Source organism: Psychrobacillus sp. AK 1817 (genome assembly GCF_008807035.1).
In the GTDB taxonomy this organism is placed as follows: domain Bacteria; phylum Bacillota; class Bacilli; order Bacillales_A; family Planococcaceae; genus Psychrobacillus; species Psychrobacillus faecigallinarum.
The window spans coordinates 106295-126634 of record NZ_CP031739.1 but is presented as its reverse complement, the minus strand read 5'-3'; the positions used below and the strand labels follow the sequence as shown (position 1 = coordinate 126634).

The 20340-nt window shown below is 37.0% G+C and carries 22 protein-coding genes and 1 other annotated feature; of the genes, 2 read left to right on the top strand and 20 right to left on the bottom strand.

All coding sequences use genetic code 11. The features are described 5' to 3' along the window. Genes aroE through D0S48_RS00585 form a run of 4 tightly spaced genes read right to left on the bottom strand, consistent with a single transcriptional unit; the run spans position 1 to position 3269 of the window. On the bottom strand, positions 1-816 hold the full coding sequence (gene aroE, locus D0S48_RS00600; RefSeq protein ID WP_151109376.1) for a shikimate dehydrogenase: 816 nt from the start codon (positions 814-816) through the stop codon (positions 1-3). 11 nt (positions 817-827) lie between these two features. Next, positions 828-1931 (bottom strand): ribosome biogenesis GTPase YqeH, encoded by a 1104-nt coding sequence (gene yqeH / locus D0S48_RS00595; RefSeq protein ID WP_144535813.1) that lies wholly within the window; start codon positions 1929-1931, stop codon positions 828-830. Then, complete coding sequence (locus D0S48_RS00590; RefSeq protein WP_144535811.1) at positions 1928-2449, bottom strand: YqeG family HAD IIIA-type phosphatase; 522 nt, start codon at positions 2447-2449, stop codon at positions 1928-1930. Before D0S48_RS00590 ends, yqeH begins: the two co-directional genes overlap by 4 nt. A 37-nt stretch (positions 2450-2486) precedes the next feature. Beyond that, positions 2487-3269 carry a phosphatidylserine decarboxylase gene (locus D0S48_RS00585; protein WP_151109374.1) on the bottom strand — a complete coding sequence of 261 codons (783 nt, stop codon included), beginning with the start codon at positions 3267-3269 and terminating at the stop codon, positions 2487-2489. 88 nt (positions 3270-3357) lie between these two features. On the opposite strand from D0S48_RS00585, the gene pssA reads away from it, so the two are divergent. Together pssA and sigK are read left to right on the top strand one after the other, a co-directional pair. Next, positions 3358-3897, top strand: coding sequence for a CDP-diacylglycerol--serine O-phosphatidyltransferase (pssA, locus tag D0S48_RS00580; RefSeq protein ID WP_144535807.1), 540 nt, complete (start codon positions 3358-3360; stop codon positions 3895-3897). Between the two features lie 113 nt (positions 3898-4010). Beyond that, positions 4011-4739 (top strand): RNA polymerase sporulation sigma factor SigK, encoded by a 729-nt coding sequence (sigK, locus tag D0S48_RS00575; RefSeq protein ID WP_144537143.1) that lies wholly within the window; start codon positions 4011-4013, stop codon positions 4737-4739. Positions 4740-4745: 6 nt separating this feature from the next. Here sigK and D0S48_RS21050 read toward each other — a convergent pair whose 3' ends face one another. From D0S48_RS21050 to mnmA, 16 genes are all read right to left on the bottom strand, one after another. Then, the gene (locus tag D0S48_RS21050) at positions 4746-4871 is read right to left on the bottom strand and encodes a hypothetical protein (RefSeq protein ID WP_255475375.1); all 126 of its coding nucleotides are present in this window, start codon (positions 4869-4871) and stop codon (positions 4746-4748) included. 66 nt (positions 4872-4937) lie between these two features. Further along, positions 4938-5630, bottom strand: coding sequence for a 5'-methylthioadenosine/S-adenosylhomocysteine nucleosidase (mtnN, locus tag D0S48_RS00570; RefSeq protein ID WP_144535805.1), 693 nt, complete (start codon positions 5628-5630; stop codon positions 4938-4940). A gap of 83 nt (positions 5631-5713) precedes the next feature. Then, the gene (locus D0S48_RS00565; RefSeq protein WP_151109372.1) at positions 5714-6379 is read right to left on the bottom strand and encodes a YrrS family protein; all 666 of its coding nucleotides are present in this window, start codon (positions 6377-6379) and stop codon (positions 5714-5716) included. Between the two features lie 168 nt (positions 6380-6547). Beyond that, positions 6548-7021 carry a transcription elongation factor GreA gene (gene greA, locus D0S48_RS00560; protein ID WP_144535801.1) on the bottom strand — a complete coding sequence of 158 codons (474 nt, stop codon included), beginning with the start codon at positions 7019-7021 and terminating at the stop codon, positions 6548-6550. Between the two features lie 112 nt (positions 7022-7133). After that, on the bottom strand, positions 7134-7772 hold the full coding sequence (udk, locus tag D0S48_RS00555; protein WP_144535799.1) for a uridine kinase: 639 nt from the start codon (positions 7770-7772) through the stop codon (positions 7134-7136). Beyond that, on the bottom strand, positions 7772-9046 hold the full coding sequence (locus D0S48_RS00550) for a peptidase U32 family protein (RefSeq protein ID WP_151113632.1): 1275 nt from the start codon (positions 9044-9046) through the stop codon (positions 7772-7774). Before D0S48_RS00550 ends, udk begins: the two co-directional genes overlap by 1 nt. A 56-nt stretch (positions 9047-9102) precedes the next feature. After that, positions 9103-10032 (bottom strand): peptidase U32 family protein, encoded by a 930-nt coding sequence (locus D0S48_RS00545; protein WP_151109370.1) that lies wholly within the window; start codon positions 10030-10032, stop codon positions 9103-9105. 5 nt (positions 10033-10037) lie between these two features. Further along, on the bottom strand, positions 10038-10673 hold the full coding sequence (locus tag D0S48_RS00540) for an O-methyltransferase (protein WP_144535795.1): 636 nt from the start codon (positions 10671-10673) through the stop codon (positions 10038-10040). A 192-nt stretch (positions 10674-10865) separates the two neighbouring features. Continuing rightward, entirely contained in the window at positions 10866-11984 is a 1119-nt protein-coding gene (mltG, locus tag D0S48_RS00535) for an endolytic transglycosylase MltG (RefSeq protein ID WP_151109368.1), read from the bottom strand. A gap of 96 nt (positions 11985-12080) precedes the next feature. After that, positions 12081-12374 carry a DUF1292 domain-containing protein gene (locus D0S48_RS00530; RefSeq protein ID WP_144535791.1) on the bottom strand — a complete coding sequence of 98 codons (294 nt, stop codon included), beginning with the start codon at positions 12372-12374 and terminating at the stop codon, positions 12081-12083. Between the two features lie 11 nt (positions 12375-12385). Continuing rightward, positions 12386-12805, bottom strand: coding sequence for a Holliday junction resolvase RuvX (ruvX, locus tag D0S48_RS00525; RefSeq protein ID WP_144535789.1), 420 nt, complete (start codon positions 12803-12805; stop codon positions 12386-12388). Between the two features lie 2 nt (positions 12806-12807). Next, positions 12808-13074, bottom strand: coding sequence for an IreB family regulatory phosphoprotein (locus tag D0S48_RS00520; RefSeq protein WP_053588802.1), 267 nt, complete (start codon positions 13072-13074; stop codon positions 12808-12810). Between the two features lie 76 nt (positions 13075-13150). Next, entirely contained in the window at positions 13151-15784 is a 2634-nt protein-coding gene (gene alaS, locus D0S48_RS00515) for an alanine--tRNA ligase (RefSeq protein ID WP_144535787.1), read from the bottom strand. Positions 15785-15830: 46 nt separating this feature from the next. Further along, positions 15831-16044: a binding site (T-box leader), on the bottom strand. Between the two features lie 38 nt (positions 16045-16082). After that, on the bottom strand, positions 16083-18518 hold the full coding sequence (locus D0S48_RS00510; RefSeq protein ID WP_144535785.1) for an SF1B family DNA helicase RecD2: 2436 nt from the start codon (positions 18516-18518) through the stop codon (positions 16083-16085). 23 nt (positions 18519-18541) lie between these two features. Continuing rightward, complete coding sequence (locus tag D0S48_RS00505; protein WP_186318049.1) at positions 18542-19198, bottom strand: tetratricopeptide repeat protein; 657 nt, start codon at positions 19196-19198, stop codon at positions 18542-18544. 14 nt (positions 19199-19212) lie between these two features. After that, a complete protein-coding gene (mnmA, locus tag D0S48_RS00500; protein WP_151109366.1) occupies positions 19213-20328 on the bottom strand; it encodes a tRNA 2-thiouridine(34) synthase MnmA in 1116 nt (371 codons plus the stop codon). Positions 20329-20340 lie beyond the last annotated feature (12 nt).

Sequence of the window (20340 nt, the reverse complement as noted above, 5' to 3'; positions counted from 1 at the left end):
TTATCCTCCTAATTGCTCTGTCAATCGTTGAATCATATCATTGGTATTCGGATAACTTCCGTTCCAATATGAAAAGGCTAGGGCACCTTGATGTACAAGCATACCTAGTCCATTAATTGTTCGAACATTATATTTTTCTGCTTCCTCTAAAAAAGGGGTAACTAAAGGATTATATACAATATCAGCAACAATTGCATTCCCTTTTATCCCCTTTAAATTTATGGGAAGCGTTTTAGTGTTATTTTTCATGCCAAGAGGTGTAGTTTGAATCACAATATCAAATGTTTGCAATTGTTCCTCTGCCTCTTGAAAAGTTATAGCTTGTCCAAATTGGAGCTCATGTACGAGTTTTTCTGCGTTGGTTTTCGTACGGTTCGCAATAGATAGTTTTTGATAGCCAAGCTGCTTAAAGGCATAAACGATACCTCTCGCTGCTCCTCCCGCACCAAGAATTAATATACGATTTGTGTTCTCGGTCTGGCCCAAAGAACGTATAAATCCTAAGCCATCGGTATTATAGCCTACAAATTGTCCACTCTCTGTTTTTACTACTGTATTAACTGCACCGATTCCTACGGCTGACTCATCTATTTGGTCCAAAAAAGGAATAATTGCCTCCTTATATGGCACTGTAACATTCCAACCACTACAGCCTAGTAGCTTTAAAGATTGTACAGCCTGCTCAAGCTTTCCATCCTCGACTTGTATGGGAATATAGCTAGCATTAATATTTTGTGACGAAAGCCAATAATCATGCATATATGGAGATAACGAATGAGCAATCGGATTTCCTATAACTGCAAACCATTTCTTCATAGTATTTCCCCCTATATAAGAGATGGACGAATGGACACTTCTACTCCTGCAGGTGCATGAGCCGCTACAATTACTCCACCTTTTTGCACAGTAATCCATCCAAGTCCTGAAAACACGATATCTGTTTTGTCTTCTTTAATCTTGAATTCATGGCGAACTAATGGAGGTAGTAAATCTGTAAACTTCTCCGAAGGAGGTGACAATAACTCTCCTCGATGCTCTTTCCATAAGTTTTCAGCGTTATCCAGCTTAGTACGATGAATTGGAATATCATTTGCTATATAACAAGTAAATGCTGAACGATCGCCTTTAATAAAATCGAAACGGGATAATCCACCCAAATAAAGAGTTTGCTCGTTATTAAGCTGAAAAACTTTAGGCTTTATTTCTTTTTTAGGCGTGATGAATTTAAGTTCAGTCGGATCTAAGTAATGAGCCATTTGATGATGATTAATAATCCCCGGCGTATCATAAAGTGCTTTTTTGTCATCCAAAGGTATTTCAATCATATCTAAAGTTGTTCCGGGAAAATGTGACGTAGTGATTACTGCATCTTCTCCAGTGGCCTGCTTAATAATTCTGTTAATAAAAGTAGACTTCCCGACGTTAGTACATCCTACAACATAGACATTTTCACCTTTACGATAATGTTCAATTGCGTCCATAGCTTCAGGCATTCCCGTACCTTTATGAGCACTAACAAACAAAACGTCGATCGGAGAAAGGCCTAATTTCTTAGCTTCTTGTTTCATCCAATTGATTACTTTATTTTTCTTAACTGATTTAGGTAATAAATCTGCTTTATTTGCGACTAATAGTATAGGGTTGTTCCCGACAAAACGATGTAAGCCTGGTAGCCAGCTTCCGTTAAAATCAAATATATCAACAACTTTAACAATCAAACCTTTTTGCGTGCCTAAGCCATTTAATATTCTTAAAAAGTCATCGTCAGTTAATGATACAGGCTGTAATTCATTGTAATTCTTTAATCGAAAACAACGTTGGCAAATAATATCTTCTTTTTCTAGGGATGAAACAGGAGCGTATCCCGGATCTCCTACAACTTCGGTTTGGATAACTGTTCCACAACCGATACACTTTGGTGCTTCTGTCACGCTTCTTCCTCCCATGTAACTTGTCCTTTTTTGTCCAAGTAACTAAAAATTCTTCTTTCAACCATCCGGTTAAACTTGGTAACAAATCCATCTGATTTTGCAACCGGTATTACTAAAATAGTATGGAGCTTTTGTCTATTTCCTCCGAAAACGTCTGTTAAGAGTTGGTCTCCGATAACTACAACCTCCTCTTTTTTTACAGACATTATACTCAGCGCATGACGAAAAGCCTTTCCTAAAGGCTTTCTCGCTTTATATATAAAAGGAATCCCTAATGGGTCTGCGAACGATTTCACTCGTAATTCATTGTTATTTGAAACAATGGTTACTTGAATTCCAGCTTCTTTCATCGCAGAAAACCATTCAATTAGTTTAGGGGTTGCATCTGGACGATCCCATTCTACTAATGTGTTATCCAAATCTGTAATAATTGCTTTAACACCTTTTTCCTTCAACATTTCAGGTGTTATATGAAATACACTTCTAACGAACTCACTTGGTATAAAATTTGAATACAAAGACGAACACTCCAATTCGACACTTTTTCTTTAACGATTATAGCATATTTGCGACTTTCTCACCCATTTGAACAAACTTTCCTGGACCAATTTCTTTGGAGAACTCGATACTGCCTTCTTGAAACAATAAGACAACAGTCGAGCCAAAGGAAAAATATCCCACTTCCTCTCCTTTTCTCCATTCGGTGCCTTTGTTTGTTAGTTCGATGGAATTCACAAACATAGCCCCCACCTTAACATGGAAGCAGTGCTTTTCATTGGGCATCTGGAGCTCAGTCAACAAACGATAGTTTCCACTAATTGTTTCCTTTCCATATGCTAAGCCCCATTTGTTGACTGGAAAAGATTTCTTTCCTAGCAAATATTGCCGAGTAACCTTACCGTCTACCGGGGCATGAATGCGATGATATTCAGCAGGACTAAGATATAAGATCATAAACTTACCATTCTCATATTCTTTACCTATTTTTGTGGAGCCGAGCATATCATAAAGCGTATACGCTTTTCCCTTAACATGAAAAATTCCATCATACGTTATATCACCAAAAGTTTCAATGGTTGCGTCGACAGGGCTTATTATTCCAGACTCACTTTGATCTATCATTCTACTATCTTTTTTTAATGAACGAATAAAAAAATCATGTAATGTCAAAAATTCATGGACATGACATGGTATTTCATCTATATCTATATTAAAATATTTAATGTAAGCGGGTATAACTTTTTTGCTAAGATTAGACTGGGCAAAACCTTTGATTAAAGATGATGACCATCTACCATTTGTTAATTCAATCATAGATTGGTATAATTTTTCTTTCATTTTGGTCTCCCTATAAAGATTTACTTACAATTTTTGTTTACTCGAAGTATAATGAACAAATATGTTATTTGTAAAGGAGTGATTTGCAATGTATTTACAAAATGCTATGACTCAAACATTAAAAAAACTGAAAACACAAGCTGCCAATATGATTACGATTGGCAATCTAGCGTTTGGTGGAGCAGCTATTATGGCTACAGTAAATGAATACTACTCTTTTAGCGTATTATTTATATTTATAGCAGGTTTATTAGATCGTTTTGACGGAATGGTAGCTAGGAGATTCAACTTGGAATCCGAGCTAGGCAAACAATTAGATTCTATGAGCGATATTATTTCTTTTGGAATAGCACCCGCACTTTTAATGTACTCATTAGTATTACAAAATTTTAGTGTTGCAGGAATGATTATAACTGTTATATACATCGCGTGTGGAGCTTTTAGATTGGCACGCTTCAATATTTCAGAGTCAAATGGATTTTTTACAGGTCTTCCGATTACCGTAGCCGGAGTTATTCTGACTCTTTCCTATTTTGCAATCGACTTAGTTCCACCTGTTACCTTTATGTTCTTATTTATTATACTTGCACTTTTAATGATTAGCACTTTTACATTGAGAAAAGTTTAATACAATTTCAAGAAATAATATTTTCTAGAAGCGACTGCAAATGCAGTCGTTTTTTTCATATTTTGTCGGATTTGCACATATATTGAATGTATAACTAGATGGAGGTGAAAAAGATTTCTGGTCTTCTAACCGCATTTATAAACATTGTCATCGATTTGCCACTTGTGCTAGGGTATTTGAAAGGGCAGGCGTTCCATCAACCACTCTCCCCGGAAGAAGAACAAGTAATGATTCAACGTTTTCTAGATGGAGACCTTACAGCAAGAGATGAACTAATAGAGCGTAATATGCGTCTTGTAGCGCATGTAGTAAAAAAATTTCACCCTAAACACGAGCTTTTAGACGACTATATATCAATAGGAACAATTGGTCTGATGAAAGCCGTAAATAGCTATACACCTACCAAAAAAACAAAATTAGCTACTTATGCAGCACGCTGTATTGAAAATGAGATTCTAATGTACTTACGTTCATTAAAAAAAGTACAAAAGGATATTTCTTTACATGAGCCAATCGGAATGGATAAGGATGGTCATTCCTTAGAAATAACTGATTTACTGCAAGGGCTAGACAAAAGCTCTGACGAACAGCTTGTTGAAGAGGAGGATACAAATCGATTATATAAACACTTATCTCAGTTAGAAAAACGAGAGCTTGATATCATCGTGCGTCGGTATGGACTATTAGGTCATGAGCCGATGACACAAAAAGAGATTTCCAAACAATTAAAAATATCCAGAAGCTATGTCTCACGAATAGAAAAGCGTGCACTCGTCAAATTATATCAATATTATGTTCATGAAAAAAACTCTCTTGATGCATCAAACACCAAAAGAGCTTAGAGGAACTTAATCTTCACTTGTTTCTGCAATCATTACAAATGCTAAAACAGCTGTAACTAAAACAGACATAGCCATAATAAAAACCATTTGATCTCCCCCTAGACTGATGTGAAAGCGTTTTGATACCTTCATCATAGCATATAATGGAAATGCAAATTATATGTATTCTATGCCTTAGTTTGTCAAAATAATGACAACTTAAATGTTCCCAATTACTTGTAATACTATTTCTGTCGAATGCTTTGCTGCTACAGGTAAAAACTCATCAAAACTGATTGATGATTCTTTACCGGCAATGTCAGATAATGCACGAATTACCACAAAAGGCACTGAAAATTGGTGACAAACCTGTGCAACAGCTGCCGCTTCCATTTCACACGCTTTCATCTTAGGAAAGTAGTTTCGAACAATTTCAACTTTGTCTGGGTTATGCATAAATGTATCACCTGTCGCAATTAAGCCAGTAGCTGCTTGGTGTTCACCAATTTCATTTACAGCATCTTCTGCAAGCTTCATTAAACGCTCATCGGATTTAAATGCAGGTGGTAGCTGAGGTACTTGTCCTATTTCATATCCAAAAGCAGTAACGTCTACGTCGTGATATCTCACTTCATCTGAGATGACTATTGCTCCTACTTCTAGATGAGGGTCATATCCACCCGCTGAACCTGTATTGATCACATAGTCGGGCTTATACTCATTCAAGAGAATAGCTGTAGACATCGCTGCATTTACTTTACCAATTCCACTTTTCAACAATATAATCTCATGATTTTTATATGTACCAGTTGTAAATTCACTATTTGCAATTTCTTTAGTCTCTGAATTCTCAATCGTATTTCTTAATAGTTCCACTTCTTCTTCCATTGCTCCGATTACTGCAATCTTCATAATAATAACCCCTTTCAAAAAGTACTTCTTTTAAAGTAAAGGAGAGCGGCACTTTAGTCAAGTACCGCTCCCAATTTATAATGTTATTTTACAGCTTTGAGCTTTTCTTTTTTAGTTGGCTTCCATCCCTGTCCTTCAACCCATTCTAACGATATTCGATAAATTTCAGAACCATCCTTAGATGTAACAGTTCCTATAGACTTTTGAGGGCTACCTCCATTGCCTAGGAATTTAACATACATACTAGAAGGATCTAAGTTTGCAGCGTAAGCTAGAGCATCGACCTTTTCCTTCCAATCTACCGAATCCTTGTCATAGCTTGAAACATGTTCACCCGCTTGTGACGTGCCGATGGGCTCCCAGGACGAGTCTACCATAACAGATTCAACATTGGGATCTCCTGATTCTTCTGTCGTTACAAGAGAGCTATTGGTAGAAGAATCTGGTTCATTAGCTGAATCATTGTCTTCCGTTGTGGGCTCATTTTGTTCACTATCTTCTTCAATTTCTTCCGTAGTCAATTCTTTATCTTGTTCTGGCACTTCTTCAGAGTCTTTGATATCTGAAACAGATTCAGTATCCTCTTTCCCTGTTGCACTGTTGTTTTTGTCATCATCACTTGTCACTAAATTAACTATAACTACAATAATTAACAGAAGTACTATTCCGATTAACACATTCAAAATTGTATTGTTTTTTTTCTTTCGATTGTTTAAGCGCGAATTAACTCTTTGGTTTTGGTCTGGCATACTCTTCCTCCTTTTAAAGATAGAGAACTATAATTTAATAGACGCGAATAAAAGGTTTAAGTTTCATTTTAATTACCCACTTTTGTCTATCAACTTTAATACTATCAAGACGGCAAAAAAGGGGCAAACATAAATTGTTTACCCCCTCTTGTATAAAATATCTTCCAATTATGAAATAGAGATGATTTCTACGTCCATTTCTCCACCCGGAGTAATGATTTTCACTTTATCTCCAGTGCTCTTTCCTAAAAGGCCTTTAGCAATTGGTGAATCGTTTGAGATAAGTCCTTCTAAAGGATCGGCTTCTGCAGATCCAACGATTGTATAGCTTTCTTCATCACCATCTGGTATTTCAACGAAAGTAACCGTTTTTCCTAAAGAAACGATATCATTATTGCCTTCCTCTTCGATGATAACAGCGTTTCTTATCATGGATTCAATGGTAGAAATTCTTCCTTCTACGAATGCTTGGTCTTCTTTAGCAGAATCATATTCTGAATTCTCAGATAGATCCCCAAAGCTACGAGCAATTTTAATACGTTCTACTACTTCTTTACGTTTTACCGTTTTCAATACTTCTAGTTCTTCTTCTAGTTTAAGCTTACCTGCAACGGTCATCGGAAATTGTTTCTCAGTTGACACTTCCATACACTCCTTTAAATACCCTCTTTATAAACATACATTTCCTATTCATATGCATTAAGTTAATTTGATATGAATTTAATGAAATATTTGTAAATCTTTCATCATCATATTATACAATAGCATTAGTTTCAAGAATAGTTTTTATTTTTGTAACCATTAAATCGATGGCCACCTCATTTTGACCACCTTCAGGGATGATTACGTCTGCATATCTTTTAGTTGGTTCGATAAATTGATTATGCATCGGACGAACTACCGTTAAATATTGCTCTACTACAGATTCTACTGTACGGCCTCTTTCATGAATATCACGTAATATTCTTCGAATAATGCGTAAATCGGAATCTGTATCTACGAATAACTTTATATCCATCAAATTTCTTAAACGCTCGTCCTCTAACACTAAAATTCCTTCTAAAATGATAACATCCTTTGGCTCGATTAAGATTGTTTCACTTGATCGAGTATGCTGAGCATAATCATAAATTGGTTTTTCAATAGCTTTGTCGTTTAACAAATCGTTTACATGCTGAATAAGCAAGTCATTGTCAAAAGCGAAGGGATGATCGTAATTTGTATTTAGTCTTTCTTCAAATGCCAAATGGCTTTGGTCTTTATAATAATAATCTTGTTCAATAACTACTACAGAATGGTCTTTAAAAACTTCACTAATTGCGTGGGTAACGCTAGTTTTTCCGGAACCGGAACCACCAGTGATACCAATGATAAGCGGAGTGCGTTTAGCCATTATTTTAACCCCTTTCTCATCATGTTGTTTGGATATAATTTTACAGGGCAATAAAATTGAACAATTTCCAAAGGATGTCTTGCCGCATCCAATTTCTGACCCTTTTCGTTTTTAATCTCTTCGATTACTAGACGTACGTTATCAATTTCAGGACCAAAAAACTCTACTTCATCTCCAGGCTTAAAATAGTTTCTTTGCTGTAACGTCACAACTTGTGTTTCCTCGTTATAATCAAGCACTAATCCTACAAAATCATATCCTAGTTTTTTGTCGTGAACTCCATACATTTGTTGTTCAACGCCTGGCTCTCCCTCGAAGAAAGCTGTATCTGCTTCTCGGTTTGCACATTTTTCAAGCTCGTACAACCATTCTTGCTTCATTACAAAGTTCGCCGGGTCAATACAATACGCATCGATTACTTTACGGTATACACTAATAACCGTGGCAATATAGTGAATAGACTTCATGCGTCCTTCCACTTTGAGGGAATCAATACCCATTTCGATCATCTTAGGAATAGATTCAACAAGCTTCAAGTCTTTCGGACTCATTGCAAAAGGAATATCTTCTTCCTCAAACAACGCTTTTTCCTCACTATTTGAATCTGTCTCATATAAATCATAATCCCATCTACATGATTGACAACAACCACCTCTGTTAGAATCACGAGCAGTCATATGGTTAGAAAGTGTACATCTACCACTATAAGCAATACACATAGCACCATGGATGAATGTCTCAATTTCTATATCCACTTTTTCTTTCATTAGTTTAATCTCTTCACCGCTAGTCTCACGAGCTAAAACAACGCGATGTAAGCCCTCTTCCTTCCAATATTGAACCGCCTTCCAATTTGAAAGCGATTGTTGAGTGCTTAAATGGATTTCAAGCTTAGGAGCCGCATTTCTACATGTTTCTATGATTAATGGATCGGCTACAATAATTCCTGTAACTCCCGCATCTTCTATAGACTTTAAATATGTCTCAAGTCCTTGCATATTTTCATTATGAGCAAAAATGTTAGTCGTTACATAGATTTTTGCCCCATAGCGTTTGGCAAATTCCACCCCTTCGCGCATTTCTTGAATAGAAAAGTTACCTGCGTTCGAGCGCAAACCAAACTCTTGACCACCTATAAAAACTGCATCTGCTCCATAATGAACAGCAATTTTTAACTTTTCTAGACTTCCTGCTGGCGCCAATAACTCAGGCTTTTTGGTAATAACACGTTTACCGTCGACTAATTCACTAATATGATCTATTCTGGTGCTTATCACATGTATTCTTTCCTTTCTAAACTGAAAATACAATTCAGCTACGAGCTAAGCAATTAATATACTGTTTCTTTAAAATAGAAACCGGTATCCAAAGGTCTAAGCGGCGGTTGAATAGCTTCGATTTTTTTGAGTAATTCTTTTTTAAGTTCCTTGTATGCAGTTCGTGATTCGTAATATGCATCAATTGCCTGACGGTAGTAGCCAGTTACTTCTGTGACATAAGACGCCTCGTGAAAAATACCATCAATTTTCAAACTATCCACTTCTGCATCCAAAAATTCATCTAGCTCATCAATCATACAAATATCATTTGGACTAAAGATGTGTGTTCCATTTTGATCTTCGTAAATAGGATATTTATTCGAACGCTCTTTATCATGTAAAAACATATTATTGTTTTGAGAGCGATTTTCCACTTCCATTGCTTTATCTTGAAAAAGAAAGTAGTTTCCGATTAATGAACGTTTTGATTGAAACATACATGTCATTCCATGTACTTGTGCCTCAATTTCTACTTCAGCGTTTTCTTTAATTTCAATAACTTCTTCCAAGCTAAGCTCGCGAGCCAACACTGCTCGTGTTGCTCCACGTTTTCCCCAATAATTTGCGGTAAAGAAGTTAGTTGCTGTTTGTTCAGTATTCCAATGAAGAGGTATAGTTACTTCTGCTTCTCTTTTGGCAATGATTACTGCTGGATCACCAAATACTATTGCATCTACACCGATTTCTTGCATTTTTTGCAAATATGGACCTAACTCATCTACTTTATCGTTATGGAATATATCATTCATTGCAACATAGATTTTTTTATTATGTTCTCTTACTAGTTTAGTCGCCTCAGCTATTTCTTCAACAGAAAACTCCCCTGCTAACCTTAAGCCAAAATACTGCTCACCAACTAAAAAAGCATCTGCTCCTGCCTGAATTAGCTCGCGGATATGCTCAATATTTTTTGGAGTCACTAATAATTCTGTTTTATCCATAAATGTCACCTCTTTATACTGACTAGCATTCCATCTCCTACTGGGAAGAATGCTGTATCATAATCTGGGTGCTGCAATAGCCATTCTAAAAACTGATGCTGATTGCGCACCATCGTTCTTTTCCTTCTAGGAACATCCTCCATCGGAAGCTCTGAAAGGCCATTTAACAAAATGTTATCACAGTAAATAACACCTCTATCGTTTAACAAAGGTGCGTACTTTTCAAAGAATTTTTTATATTGTCCTTTTGCAGCATCTATAAATATTGCATCAAACCTTTGGTTATTTAAATCTTCGTCATTTATTTCTAACGCATCACCAATAACTACTTGAATGCGATTATCCAAATTGGCTCGCTTTATATATTCCTTCGCGAGTTCTGCCTTATGCTCATCACGCTCTACAGTAACAATTTCAGTAGCTTCTAGCTTCATAGCCATGCGCATAGAGGAATAACCAATCGCTGTTCCTAGTTCTAAAATGGAGGAAGGCTTTTGAAGAGAGAGAAGCTGTAGTAATGCTTCCATCCCCGACAGTTGCATTATCGGAACATGGTTTTCTAGTGCATATTGCTCCATTTCAATTAATATGGACTCTCTCGGTTTAATAAGATTTTTCATAAAGTCTTCACTAATGTTCATTGCTTTGTTACTCCTTTTAGATGCCAGGTTGGTTCCTTATGTAGTGTATAGGGTCTTTGTACTTTCTCGAAATTCTACTCCTATAGACAAGTATATTCAACTGTTTAATATTACAGGGTCAATGAAAAAACCCATCTAATAATAACATAGCAGGAGAAGGAAAGCGATAACCTTCCTTCTCCTGCATGCTTATTATTTTAAATGTTCGTCAATTTTTTGAAGATGTTCCTCATATGTGACGGAGAAATAATTTTTTCCTTCTTTATCAGCTAGGAAATAAAAATACTCAGTATCTTCTGGGTCCAAAGCAGCTTCAATGGAGGACTTCCCGGCATTTGCAATTGGACCAGGCGGTAATCCTTTATTTGTGTAAGTATTATATGGGTTTTCATATTCTAAGTCCTCATATAAAACGCGCTCTTTATGACTGCCTAGAGCATAAAGCACAGTTGGATCTGTTTGTAATGGCATATCAATCTCTAATCGGTTGTAAAACACACTAGAAATTTTCTGACGATCTGTTTGAGCAGTAGCTTCCTCTTCTAACAATGAAGCAAAAGTCAAAAGCCAGTGAACAGATTTTTCTTCTGCTTGTAATAACTCATAATAAGGTGCCATAGTTCTATCTGTCTGTGCTAATAACATTTCTGCAATCTCTTCATTAGTCGGTTTTTCTTCGAAAAAAGGATAAGTCGATGGATATAAATAACCTTCTAATGCGTAACGGACGTTTTCGCCTTTAATTTCTTCTGTAAGCAATGCAGGATATTTTGCCATCATTCTTTCAACAAACTCATCACTAGTAACTAGTTCAAAAAATTCCTTTGAAGAGTTCCCTGTTTTCTTTTCAATTACTTCTCCAATTTGTTCTAAAGTTAAACCTTCTGGAATTGTTAAAGAAAATAGTGGTTCTCTGTATATTTTACCAGTTTTTAGGCTTTCTATAATTTCATCTAAAGTCATATCCTTAGATAAATCATACGTGCCAGCCTGAAAATCAGATTGGTTATTAAATTTTACATAGTATTTAAATATCCTAGCATCTTTAATAATACCATTCTTTTCAAGTGTAGAAGAAATGCTATCAATGCCAGACCCAATAGGAATTTCCACCGTTACTTTTTCCGTCGAATCTGGATCCATCGGTGAAAGTGCTCCTTTAACATAGTTATAACCTATGTATCCGCCAATAGCTCCAACTAGTATAATGAATAAGGCGATTACTAATACAATTCTTCTAACAAGTTTTACTTCTTTTTTTTTGTTTTTCATTCGATTAAACATTATCTCTTTTTTAGATTTGTTTTCCACGGGCTTGCCCCTTTTTTCTCCCTTATTATACATGATGCTGTACAAAAAGAAAAAGGATGGCTTGAGAATACTCAGTCCATCCTTTTTAAGCTTGAATTAGTCTTCGTCTTCTTCTGTTTCATCTAAAAACGTATTTAACATTTCTTCAATCATATCCCACTCAGCATCATCTTCGATAGGAAGTAAATCTCCGTCTTCTCCGTTTTCATTTGGAGTAAAGGAAGAAGCATGAATTTCGATTTCTTCGTTTTCATCCTCTTCAGCACCGATTGGATAATAAAGTACATAAGATTTACCAAATTCCTCTGATTCAAATGTAAATAGTACGTTACAAAGCTGTTCGTTCCCGTTTTCATCAACTACTGTGATATTTTCTTGTCCGTGGTCCATTTGTGGTCACCTCATCTGTTTTTTCTATCAAGATATCCCTGTAAAATCATTACAGCTGCCATCTTGTCAATAACTTGCTTGCGTTTTTTTCGACTAACATCCGCATCTATTAACATACGTTCTGCAGCCATCGTTGTCAATCGTTCATCCCATAATGTAACAGGAAAGTTGTATTTATCAGTTAACAGCTTGGCAAATTGCTCTGATGCCTCTGCTCGGGGACCAATCGAGTTATTCATGTTTTTAGGAAAACCTACCACGAATTCACTTACTTGATGTTGTTTTACCAATTCATCAATCCGCTCTATCCCAAATTCTTGCACATCTTCGTTAATCTTGATTGTTTCTATGCCCTGGGCTGTCCACCCGAGAGCGTCACTTATAGCAACACCCACGGTGCGAGAACCGACATCTAAACCCATTATTCTCATAATTACGCCTCATTATTCTTTTTAATATAGAACTTGACTAACTCCTCTAAAATTTCATCACGTTCTAATTTACGGATCATATTTCGAGCATCTTGATGGCGAGGAATATAAGCTGGATCACCAGAAAGTAAATAGCCAACAATTTGATTGATAGAGTTATACCCTTTTTCCTCTAACGCAGAGTGGACCTGAAGCATCACATGTTTTACTTCTTGTTCCATCGATTCCTCTGGGAAATTAAATTTCATTGTTTTATCAAATGAGCTCATGATCAGCACCTCGCTTTCAATTTGGTAATGAAGTTTGCTTAGTTATTTGTTAAGTATACCCTATTTTCGGATAAGTTTAAACTGATTTGATATATTCGTAAACTGAGTTAAGTGCGGTTTCAAGTTGGCTTGCGTCTTTAGCCCCAGCCATTGCGAAGTCTGGACGCCCCCCACCTTTACCGCCACATTGTTCTGCTACTAGTTTGACGATATTTCCAGCGTGGTAGTTCCCGCCCACTAAATCTTTTGTCACACCTGCAGAAATCATCACTTTTTCCCCATCCACTGCTCCTAGAACTATTACAGCTTTATCCATTTTTTGTTTTAGATCATCCATCATTTGTCGCAGTTGATTGTTATCTTTTGCTTCTACTTTAACAGATAACACGGTAACATTGTTAATTGTTTGTGCTGATGACAACACAGATGCTGCTTCACTATTTGCAATTTTTGCAGATAAGGATTCATTTTCTCGTTGTATATTTTTTAAATCTAATAGTAGTTGGGAAACCTTCATAACTATATCCTTTGGCTGAGCTTTCAATAATGATGCTGCTTCCGAAAGAAGTTGTTCCTCTTCCTTGACAACCTCAAATGCGCCTTTTCCAGTAACAGCTTCAATTCGTCGCGTTCCTGCTCCAATACCGCTTTCAGAGAGAATTTTGAAGTAGCCAATTTCTGATGTATTTTTAACATGTACACCACCGCAAAGCTCTAAAGAATAAGTTCCCATCTGAACGACTCTAACTATATCCCCGTATTTTTCACCAAAAAGAGCCATTGCGCCCATACTTTTAGCTTCATCGATATTATGGTAGCCAGTTACTACCGGAATATTATCCCACACCTTCTCGTTAACTATACGCTCAATTGTTTCAAGTTCTTCCTTTGTAACTTGTCCAAAGTGAGAAAAGTCAAATCTAAGTCGGTCGGGTCCAACGTATGAGCCCGCTTGGTTTACATGGCTTCCTAACACATCTTTTAGTGCTTGATGCAAAATATGTGTAGCAGAGTGATTTTTAATCGTCAGGCCTCTTAGCTTTTGGTCCACTGTTGCCACAACCTCTGCTTCAACAATCATTTCTCCTGATTCAATTACTATAGTATGAAGATTCTGTCCGTTTGGAGCCTTTTGGACATCTTTTACAAAGCCTCGGAAGTTATCATTTTCGATTACACCATGATCTGCGATCTGCCCACCACTTTCAGCATAGAAAGGCGTTTGCGTTAATATAACTTTTACCTCTTCGCCTTCATGTGCAGATTTTACAAGATCTTTCCCCAAAACTATAGAAGAAACTTTTGTTGTTACACTAAGAGTATCATAGCCTATAAATTCGCTAGCATCTTGAAGGTTACTAAATACCTCTGACTGAACTTGCATGGAATCTACGTTTTGACGAGCAGCACGTGCTCTAGAACGCTGTGCTTCCATTTCCGCTCTAAACCCTTCATGGTCAACCGTCATATTAGCTTCCTCTGCGTATTCTTCGGTCAATTCAATAGGAAATCCATAAGTATCATACAACGTGAAGGTTGTAGTACCAGGAATAAATGATTCTCCCTTAGCTCGTTGTTCTGCGATAACCTTTTCTAAAATGCTAAGTCCATCATGTAACGTTTCGTGGAATCTTTCTTCCTCCGTTTTAATAACTCGCATAATAAAATCTTTCTTTTCTGTAACCTCTGGATAGAAATCTTGCATAATTTCTCCTACAACAGGCACTAGTTCAAATAAAAATGGTTGGTCGATTCCTAGCTGTTTTGCAAAACGAACTGCTCTGCGTAGTAGCCTTCTAAGTACATAACCTCTTCCCTCATTTGAAGGTAAAGCCCCATCTCCAATCGCAAAAGCAACAGTTCGAATGTGATCTGCAATTACTTTGAATGCAACGTCGTCTACACTATTTAGTCTATATTCTTTTCCAGAAATTTGTTCTGTTTGTCGAATGATAGGTATAAATAAATCTGTGTCGAAGTTGGTTGGAACATTTTGCACCACACTAGCCATACGCTCCAAGCCCATGCCTGTATCAATGTTTTGCTTTGGAAGTGGAGTGTACGTATGATCAGGGTTATGGTTAAACTCAGAGAAAACTAAATTCCAAATTTCTAAATAACGTTCATTTTCTCCTCCTGGATATAGCTCAGGATCATTTATATCATTGCCATAGGACTCACCTCGGTCATAGAATATTTCGGAGTTTGGACCACTTGGACCTTCTCCAATGTCCCAGAAATTCCCTTCTAATCGAATAAGTCTTTCTTCTGGAATGCCGATCTCATCTCTCCAAATAACATATGCTTCTTCATCCTCAGGATGGATCGTAATTGATAGTTTTTCGGGTTCAAAAGCCATCCATTTTTCATCAGTTAGAAATTCCCACGCCCATTGGATAGCTTCCTTTTTGAAATATTCTCCAATTGAGAAATTCCCTAACATTTCAAAGAAGGTATGGTGTCTTGCCGTCTTTCCCACATTTTCAATGTCATTCGTACGGATTGATTTTTGTGCATTGGTGATACGGGGATTATCAGGAATCACTCGTCCATCAAAATATTTTTTTAGAGTTGCAACACCACTATTTATCCATAATAATGATGGATCATTAATGGGTACAAGTGGCGCTGAAGGCTCTTGTGTATGGCCTTTTTCGATAAAGAAATCTAAATACATTTGTCTAATTTGTGCACCTGTTAACTGTTTCATCTTTCATTCCTCCTAAAAAAATAAAATAAAAAAAGCCCTCATCCCTAAAAGGGACGAAAGCTATTATTTCGCGGTACCACCCTAGTTACATAGCAGTGTATTTCTGCCATGTCTCTCAAGAAACCTTAACGCGGTTAAACGGCAGGTATTAGCTGCACTCAGAAGTAGCTTTCCTAATTGTTATAATCTGGGGATTCTTTCAGCCATGGAACCCTTCTCTAATCAGCTAACAATAGTACTTTCTCCGTCTACATTTTCATATATACAATTCTGATTATAAGTAACTATTTGTCCTCTGTCAATCCGAATCTAAGAACTGATAGGGATTTATACCCTTCATGCCAATCATTGGGTCAATCGAATGATAATTGTCTGAGGATAAATAAGTAGTGACTAAATCATCATGCGTAGATTGACTTGTAACTTCTTTTGCTTCTATTTCTTCAGCTATTGATTTTGCATCTTCTACTGTTTCTTCGTCCGCAAGACGTTCCTTTAACGTTGTTAAACGCTGTAAATCATCCGTTCGTTTCACTCCAAAAGTAAAAACTTCCGGATCGCCACAAAGAATTAAAAAGTTTTTTGCTCTTGTTATACCTGTATACAACAAATTGCGTCTAAGCATTTTCATATAGCTTCTAGTAACCGGCATAATAACCGTTTGGAATTCACTGCCTTGTGACTTATGGACAGAGCAACAATAGGCAAGAGTAATTTGATTCAAATCATTTTTTTCATATGTTACTTCATTGCCATCAAATGATACGACTAGCATCTCTTTCTTTTCCACTGTTTCGTTTGCTTTAAAAAGAGCCACTACCTCACCCATATCACCATTAAAGACATTACTTTCTGGTTGGTTGACCAGCTGAAGTACTTTATCTCCTATCCGATAAATAGTTTCTCCGAAGGTCATCTCTTTTCTTGTACCGTCTGGATTTGGATTGACCATTTCTTGAATCATCTTATTTAGCGTGTCAATCCCAGCCGGTCCACGATACATAGGAGCTAGAACCTGAATTTCTCGGATGGATTGTCCCTTCGATAATGCTGCTTTCAAGACTTGTTCTACTACTTTAGGAATTTGTTCCGGAGAAGCCTTGATGAATGAGCGATCCTTAGTTTTCGCAGTTAGAGTTGCAGGCACACTTCCTTTTTTCATCTCGTGTGCTAGCTCAATAATTGAGGACCCTTCAGATTGACGATAAATATCGACAAGCTCCACTGTAGGTATCCTTTTACAAGCCAGTAGATCCTTTAATACCTGACCCGGACCAACAGGTGGCAACTGATCTTGGTCACCTACAAATATGACTTGAGCGTCTTTGGGGATTGCCTTTAAGAGCTGATGCCCTAGCCACGTGTCTAGCATGGAAGTCTCATCGATAATTACTAATCTACCTTCAATCTCTTTGCCTTCTGTATCATTATCTTCTTGCCCATTAAAACCGAGTAGTCTATGAATCGTCATAGCTGGTAGCTCGGTCGATTCACTTAAACGCTTTGCAGCTCTCCCTGTAGGAGCTGCCAGGACAATAGGAAACGGCTTTTGTTCTTTCGCCCATTCTTTTGGATCTAAGGAAAGTCCATGTAGCTCTGCATAGAGCTCTACGATTCCTCTGACAACAGTCGTTTTCCCGGTTCCAGGCCCTCCCGTTAAAAGAGTTATAGTAGAGTTCAGAGCTGTTTCAATCGCCTTAATTTGTGTTTTTGCATATTGAACACCTAAGCGCTCCTCTAATGCCCCTAAATGCTTTTTAATCTCCGACAACGGAAAATGATGAAGGTCCTTTTCTGTTAGCAAGGTTTCCACTTTCGAACTGATACCCACCTCTGAAAAATATAGAGAAGGAATATAAAATCGGTTAACTTCCCCAACAATACGGCTTTCCTCTGCGAGTTCAATACAGCATTTGGTTATAGCATCATAAGAGATTTCTTCTCTTTGGGCATTTTCAAGCATTCTTTTAACGTCTTCAAGAAGTTGCTCAGCATATTGAAAAACATGTCCCTCACTCAGTGAAGATGATTGAAGTAAATGGTAGATAGCAGCTTTTATGCGGTCCGGATGATTTCCTTTTATCCCAAGCTTATAGCCTAGCTCATCAGCACGAACAAAACCAACACCCTCCACATCCTCTATTAAACGATATGGATTATCAGTTAGTTTAGAGATTGTTTCTTCTCTATAGACCTGATAGATTTTCATCGCTATTTGCGGACCGAAGCCCCATTCATTTAGCTGAATCATTACTTTTTCCAAGCCTAGATTTTGCTCTAAGGTAGCTCTGATTGTCTGCTTCTTTTCCTCTGCCAACCTTGGAATAATATCCAATGCAGAAGGGTCATCTAAAATTCGATTGATAGCATTTTCTCCAAGCTTTTTCACAATCTGCTCAGCAGTCTTTCTCCCTATTCCAGGAAACATATCACTTGAAAGATAATGGACTATACCTGTCTCAGTAGCAGGAACTTCTTTTTGAAAAGTTTCTACCTGAAACTGAACCCCATACTTAGGATGATTTTTAATATAACCAGTAAATTTATATGCCTCTTCCAAAACCAATGGAGGAAAATAACCAGTTACAATTATTTCTTTCTCCTTATATACGGTATTTGTTGATTTTACTTTTAATTTAATGATGGAGAATAGGTTTTGGGGATTATGAAAAATAGAGACGATTGGTCGACCAGCAATAAATTGCTTTTCATTATTAATCATTTCATTTGTCATCACAACCGCCTCCTAACTTTTTCTTAATTACGTAGAGAAATCATATCGTACACATATCTTGCTTGATCATAGTTTGGTTGAATGGTAAAAGCTTCTTTCAAATGCTTAAGGGCACTTTCTGTGTCTGAAGTAGACACGGCATATAATACCCCCATATTGTAATGAGCATCTGCATTTTCTGGATCTAATGCTAAAATTTCTTTGAAGATTGGTTCTGCCACATCGAACATTTCTATACTTGCAAGTGCTATGCCATATGTTAGCTTAATCTGAATATCTTGGGAGTCCAATTCATATGCTCTCTGAAGATATGGAAGGGCAAGCTTAGTTTGGTCCACTTTTTGAAAGCTTTTACCAAGCATAAAATAAGCATCTGGGCCTTCTATACCATTTGTAATTGCTTTTTCATATAACTTGGCAGCCTCTTCAAAGCGTTCAGCATTAAAATACAAGTTTGCTAAGCTATAGTAAGCAGTTGCAGCATTTTCGTCTAAAGTAATTGCTTTTTGAAAGAAACGCTCCGCACGTTCGTTCTCATTCATAGAAGCTAGTAAATTGCCAAAATTAATATAACCAATTGACTCTTCTGGGTTTTCTTCAATTGCTTTTGTAAATAACTCTGCTGCTTTTTCATAATTTTCTTCTTGAATCGCTTGGATTCCTAGTTCATTATAATTCAAATCCATTACCTCCATTAACCTACATAATCCAGTTTAAGACCATCTTTAAATACTTCGTCAATTGTTGCTCCCCCAAGGCATTCATCCCCTTGATAGAAAACAACTGCTTGACCAGGAGTTATCGCACGAACTGGTTGATCGAATATTACACGAACACGATTGTCAGCCAGTAGCTCTACATGAACTCCTACATCTTCTTGACGATAACGGAATTTAGCTGTGCAATCAAAAGATGCTGGCTTGTCTAATGTAGTTGTAAAGGATAAATCAGTAGCAGTAAGGCTTGTAGAGAACAAGGCATCATTATTGATATTTTGTCCAACTAATAAAACATTTCTTTTCAAGTCTTTTCCTATAACAAACCAAGGATCACCTGAACCACCAATGCCTAAGCCATGACGTTGGCCAATAGTGTAGTACATTAAGCCATCATGTTTGCCCATCACTTTTCCGTCCATTGTTTCCATCGTACCTTGTTTAGCTGGTAGATATTGACTTAGAAACTCTTTGAAATTTCTCTCACCTATAAAGCAAATTCCAGTGGAATCCTTTTTAGTAGCTGTCGCAAGTCCTTGCTCCAGAGCAATTTCCCGCACTTTTTTCTTTTCTAAATGTCCAATTGGGAACATAACCTTTTCAAGCTGTTCTTGATTCAATTGGTTCAAGAAATAGGTCTGGTCCTTATTATTATCTCTGCCTCTTAGCATCCTCGTTTGGCCGTCTCGCACTTCTACTTGAGCATAATGACCCGTTGCAAGATAATCAGCCCCAAGTGCCAATGCATGCTCTAAAAATGCTTTGAATTTTATTTCTTTGTTACACATTACGTCAGGATTTGGTGTTCGTCCCGCTTTATATTCCTCTAAGAAATATGAAAATACTTTATCCCAATATTGTTTTTCAAAATTAACAGCATAATAAGGTATACCAATCTGGTTACATACTTTAATAACATCTTCATAATCCTCTGTTGCCGTACAAACTCCATTTTCATCTGTATCATCCCAGTTTTTCATGAAAATCCCGATTACATCATAACCTTGTTCTTTTAAAAGATAGGCAGCAACGGAGGAATCAACTCCTCCTGACATACCGACTACAACTCTTGTATCTTCTTTTCTCTTCATCATTACTCACTCATT

Excerpts from the sequence above, each read along its gene's own strand:
- pssA (WP_144535807.1), top strand. The coding sequence starts at position 3,358 with ATGTATTTACAAAATGCTATGACTCAAACATTAAAAAAACTGAAAACA.
- aroE (WP_151109376.1), bottom strand. The coding sequence starts at position 816 with ATGAAGAAATGGTTTGCAGTTATAGGAAATCCGATTGCTCATTCGTTA.
- D0S48_RS00540 (WP_144535795.1), bottom strand. The coding sequence starts at position 10,673 with ATGAACATTAGTGAAGACTTTATGAAAAATCTTATTAAACCGAGAGAG.
- alaS (WP_144535787.1), bottom strand. The coding sequence starts at position 15,784 with ATGAAACAGTTAACAGGTGCACAAATTAGACAAATGTATTTAGATTTC.
- D0S48_RS21050 (WP_255475375.1), bottom strand. The coding sequence starts at position 4,871 with ATGAAGGTATCAAAACGCTTTCACATCAGTCTAGGGGGAGATCAAATG.
- ruvX (WP_144535789.1), bottom strand. The coding sequence starts at position 12,805 with ATGAGAATAATGGGTTTAGATGTCGGTTCTCGCACCGTGGGTGTTGCT.
- D0S48_RS00565 (WP_151109372.1), bottom strand. The coding sequence starts at position 6,379 with ATGCCAGACCAAAACCAAAGAGTTAATTCGCGCTTAAACAATCGAAAG.
- D0S48_RS00530 (WP_144535791.1), bottom strand. The coding sequence starts at position 12,374 with ATGGACCACGGACAAGAAAATATCACAGTAGTTGATGAAAACGGGAAC.
- D0S48_RS00585 (WP_151109374.1), bottom strand. The coding sequence starts at position 3,269 with ATGAAAGAAAAATTATACCAATCTATGATTGAATTAACAAATGGTAGA.
- D0S48_RS00520 (WP_053588802.1), bottom strand. The coding sequence starts at position 13,074 with ATGAGCTCATTTGATAAAACAATGAAATTTAATTTCCCAGAGGAATCG.
- D0S48_RS00545 (WP_151109370.1), bottom strand. The coding sequence starts at position 10,032 with ATGGATAAAACAGAATTATTAGTGACTCCAAAAAATATTGAGCATATC.
- D0S48_RS00510 (WP_144535785.1), bottom strand. The coding sequence starts at position 18,518 with ATGACAAATGAAATGATTAATAATGAAAAGCAATTTATTGCTGGTCGA.
- mnmA (WP_151109366.1), bottom strand. The coding sequence starts at position 20,328 with ATGATGAAGAGAAAAGAAGATACAAGAGTTGTAGTCGGTATGTCAGGA.
- udk (WP_144535799.1), bottom strand. The coding sequence starts at position 7,772 with ATGGCTAAACGCACTCCGCTTATCATTGGTATCACTGGTGGTTCCGGT.
- mtnN (WP_144535805.1), bottom strand. The coding sequence starts at position 5,630 with ATGAAGATTGCAGTAATCGGAGCAATGGAAGAAGAAGTGGAACTATTA.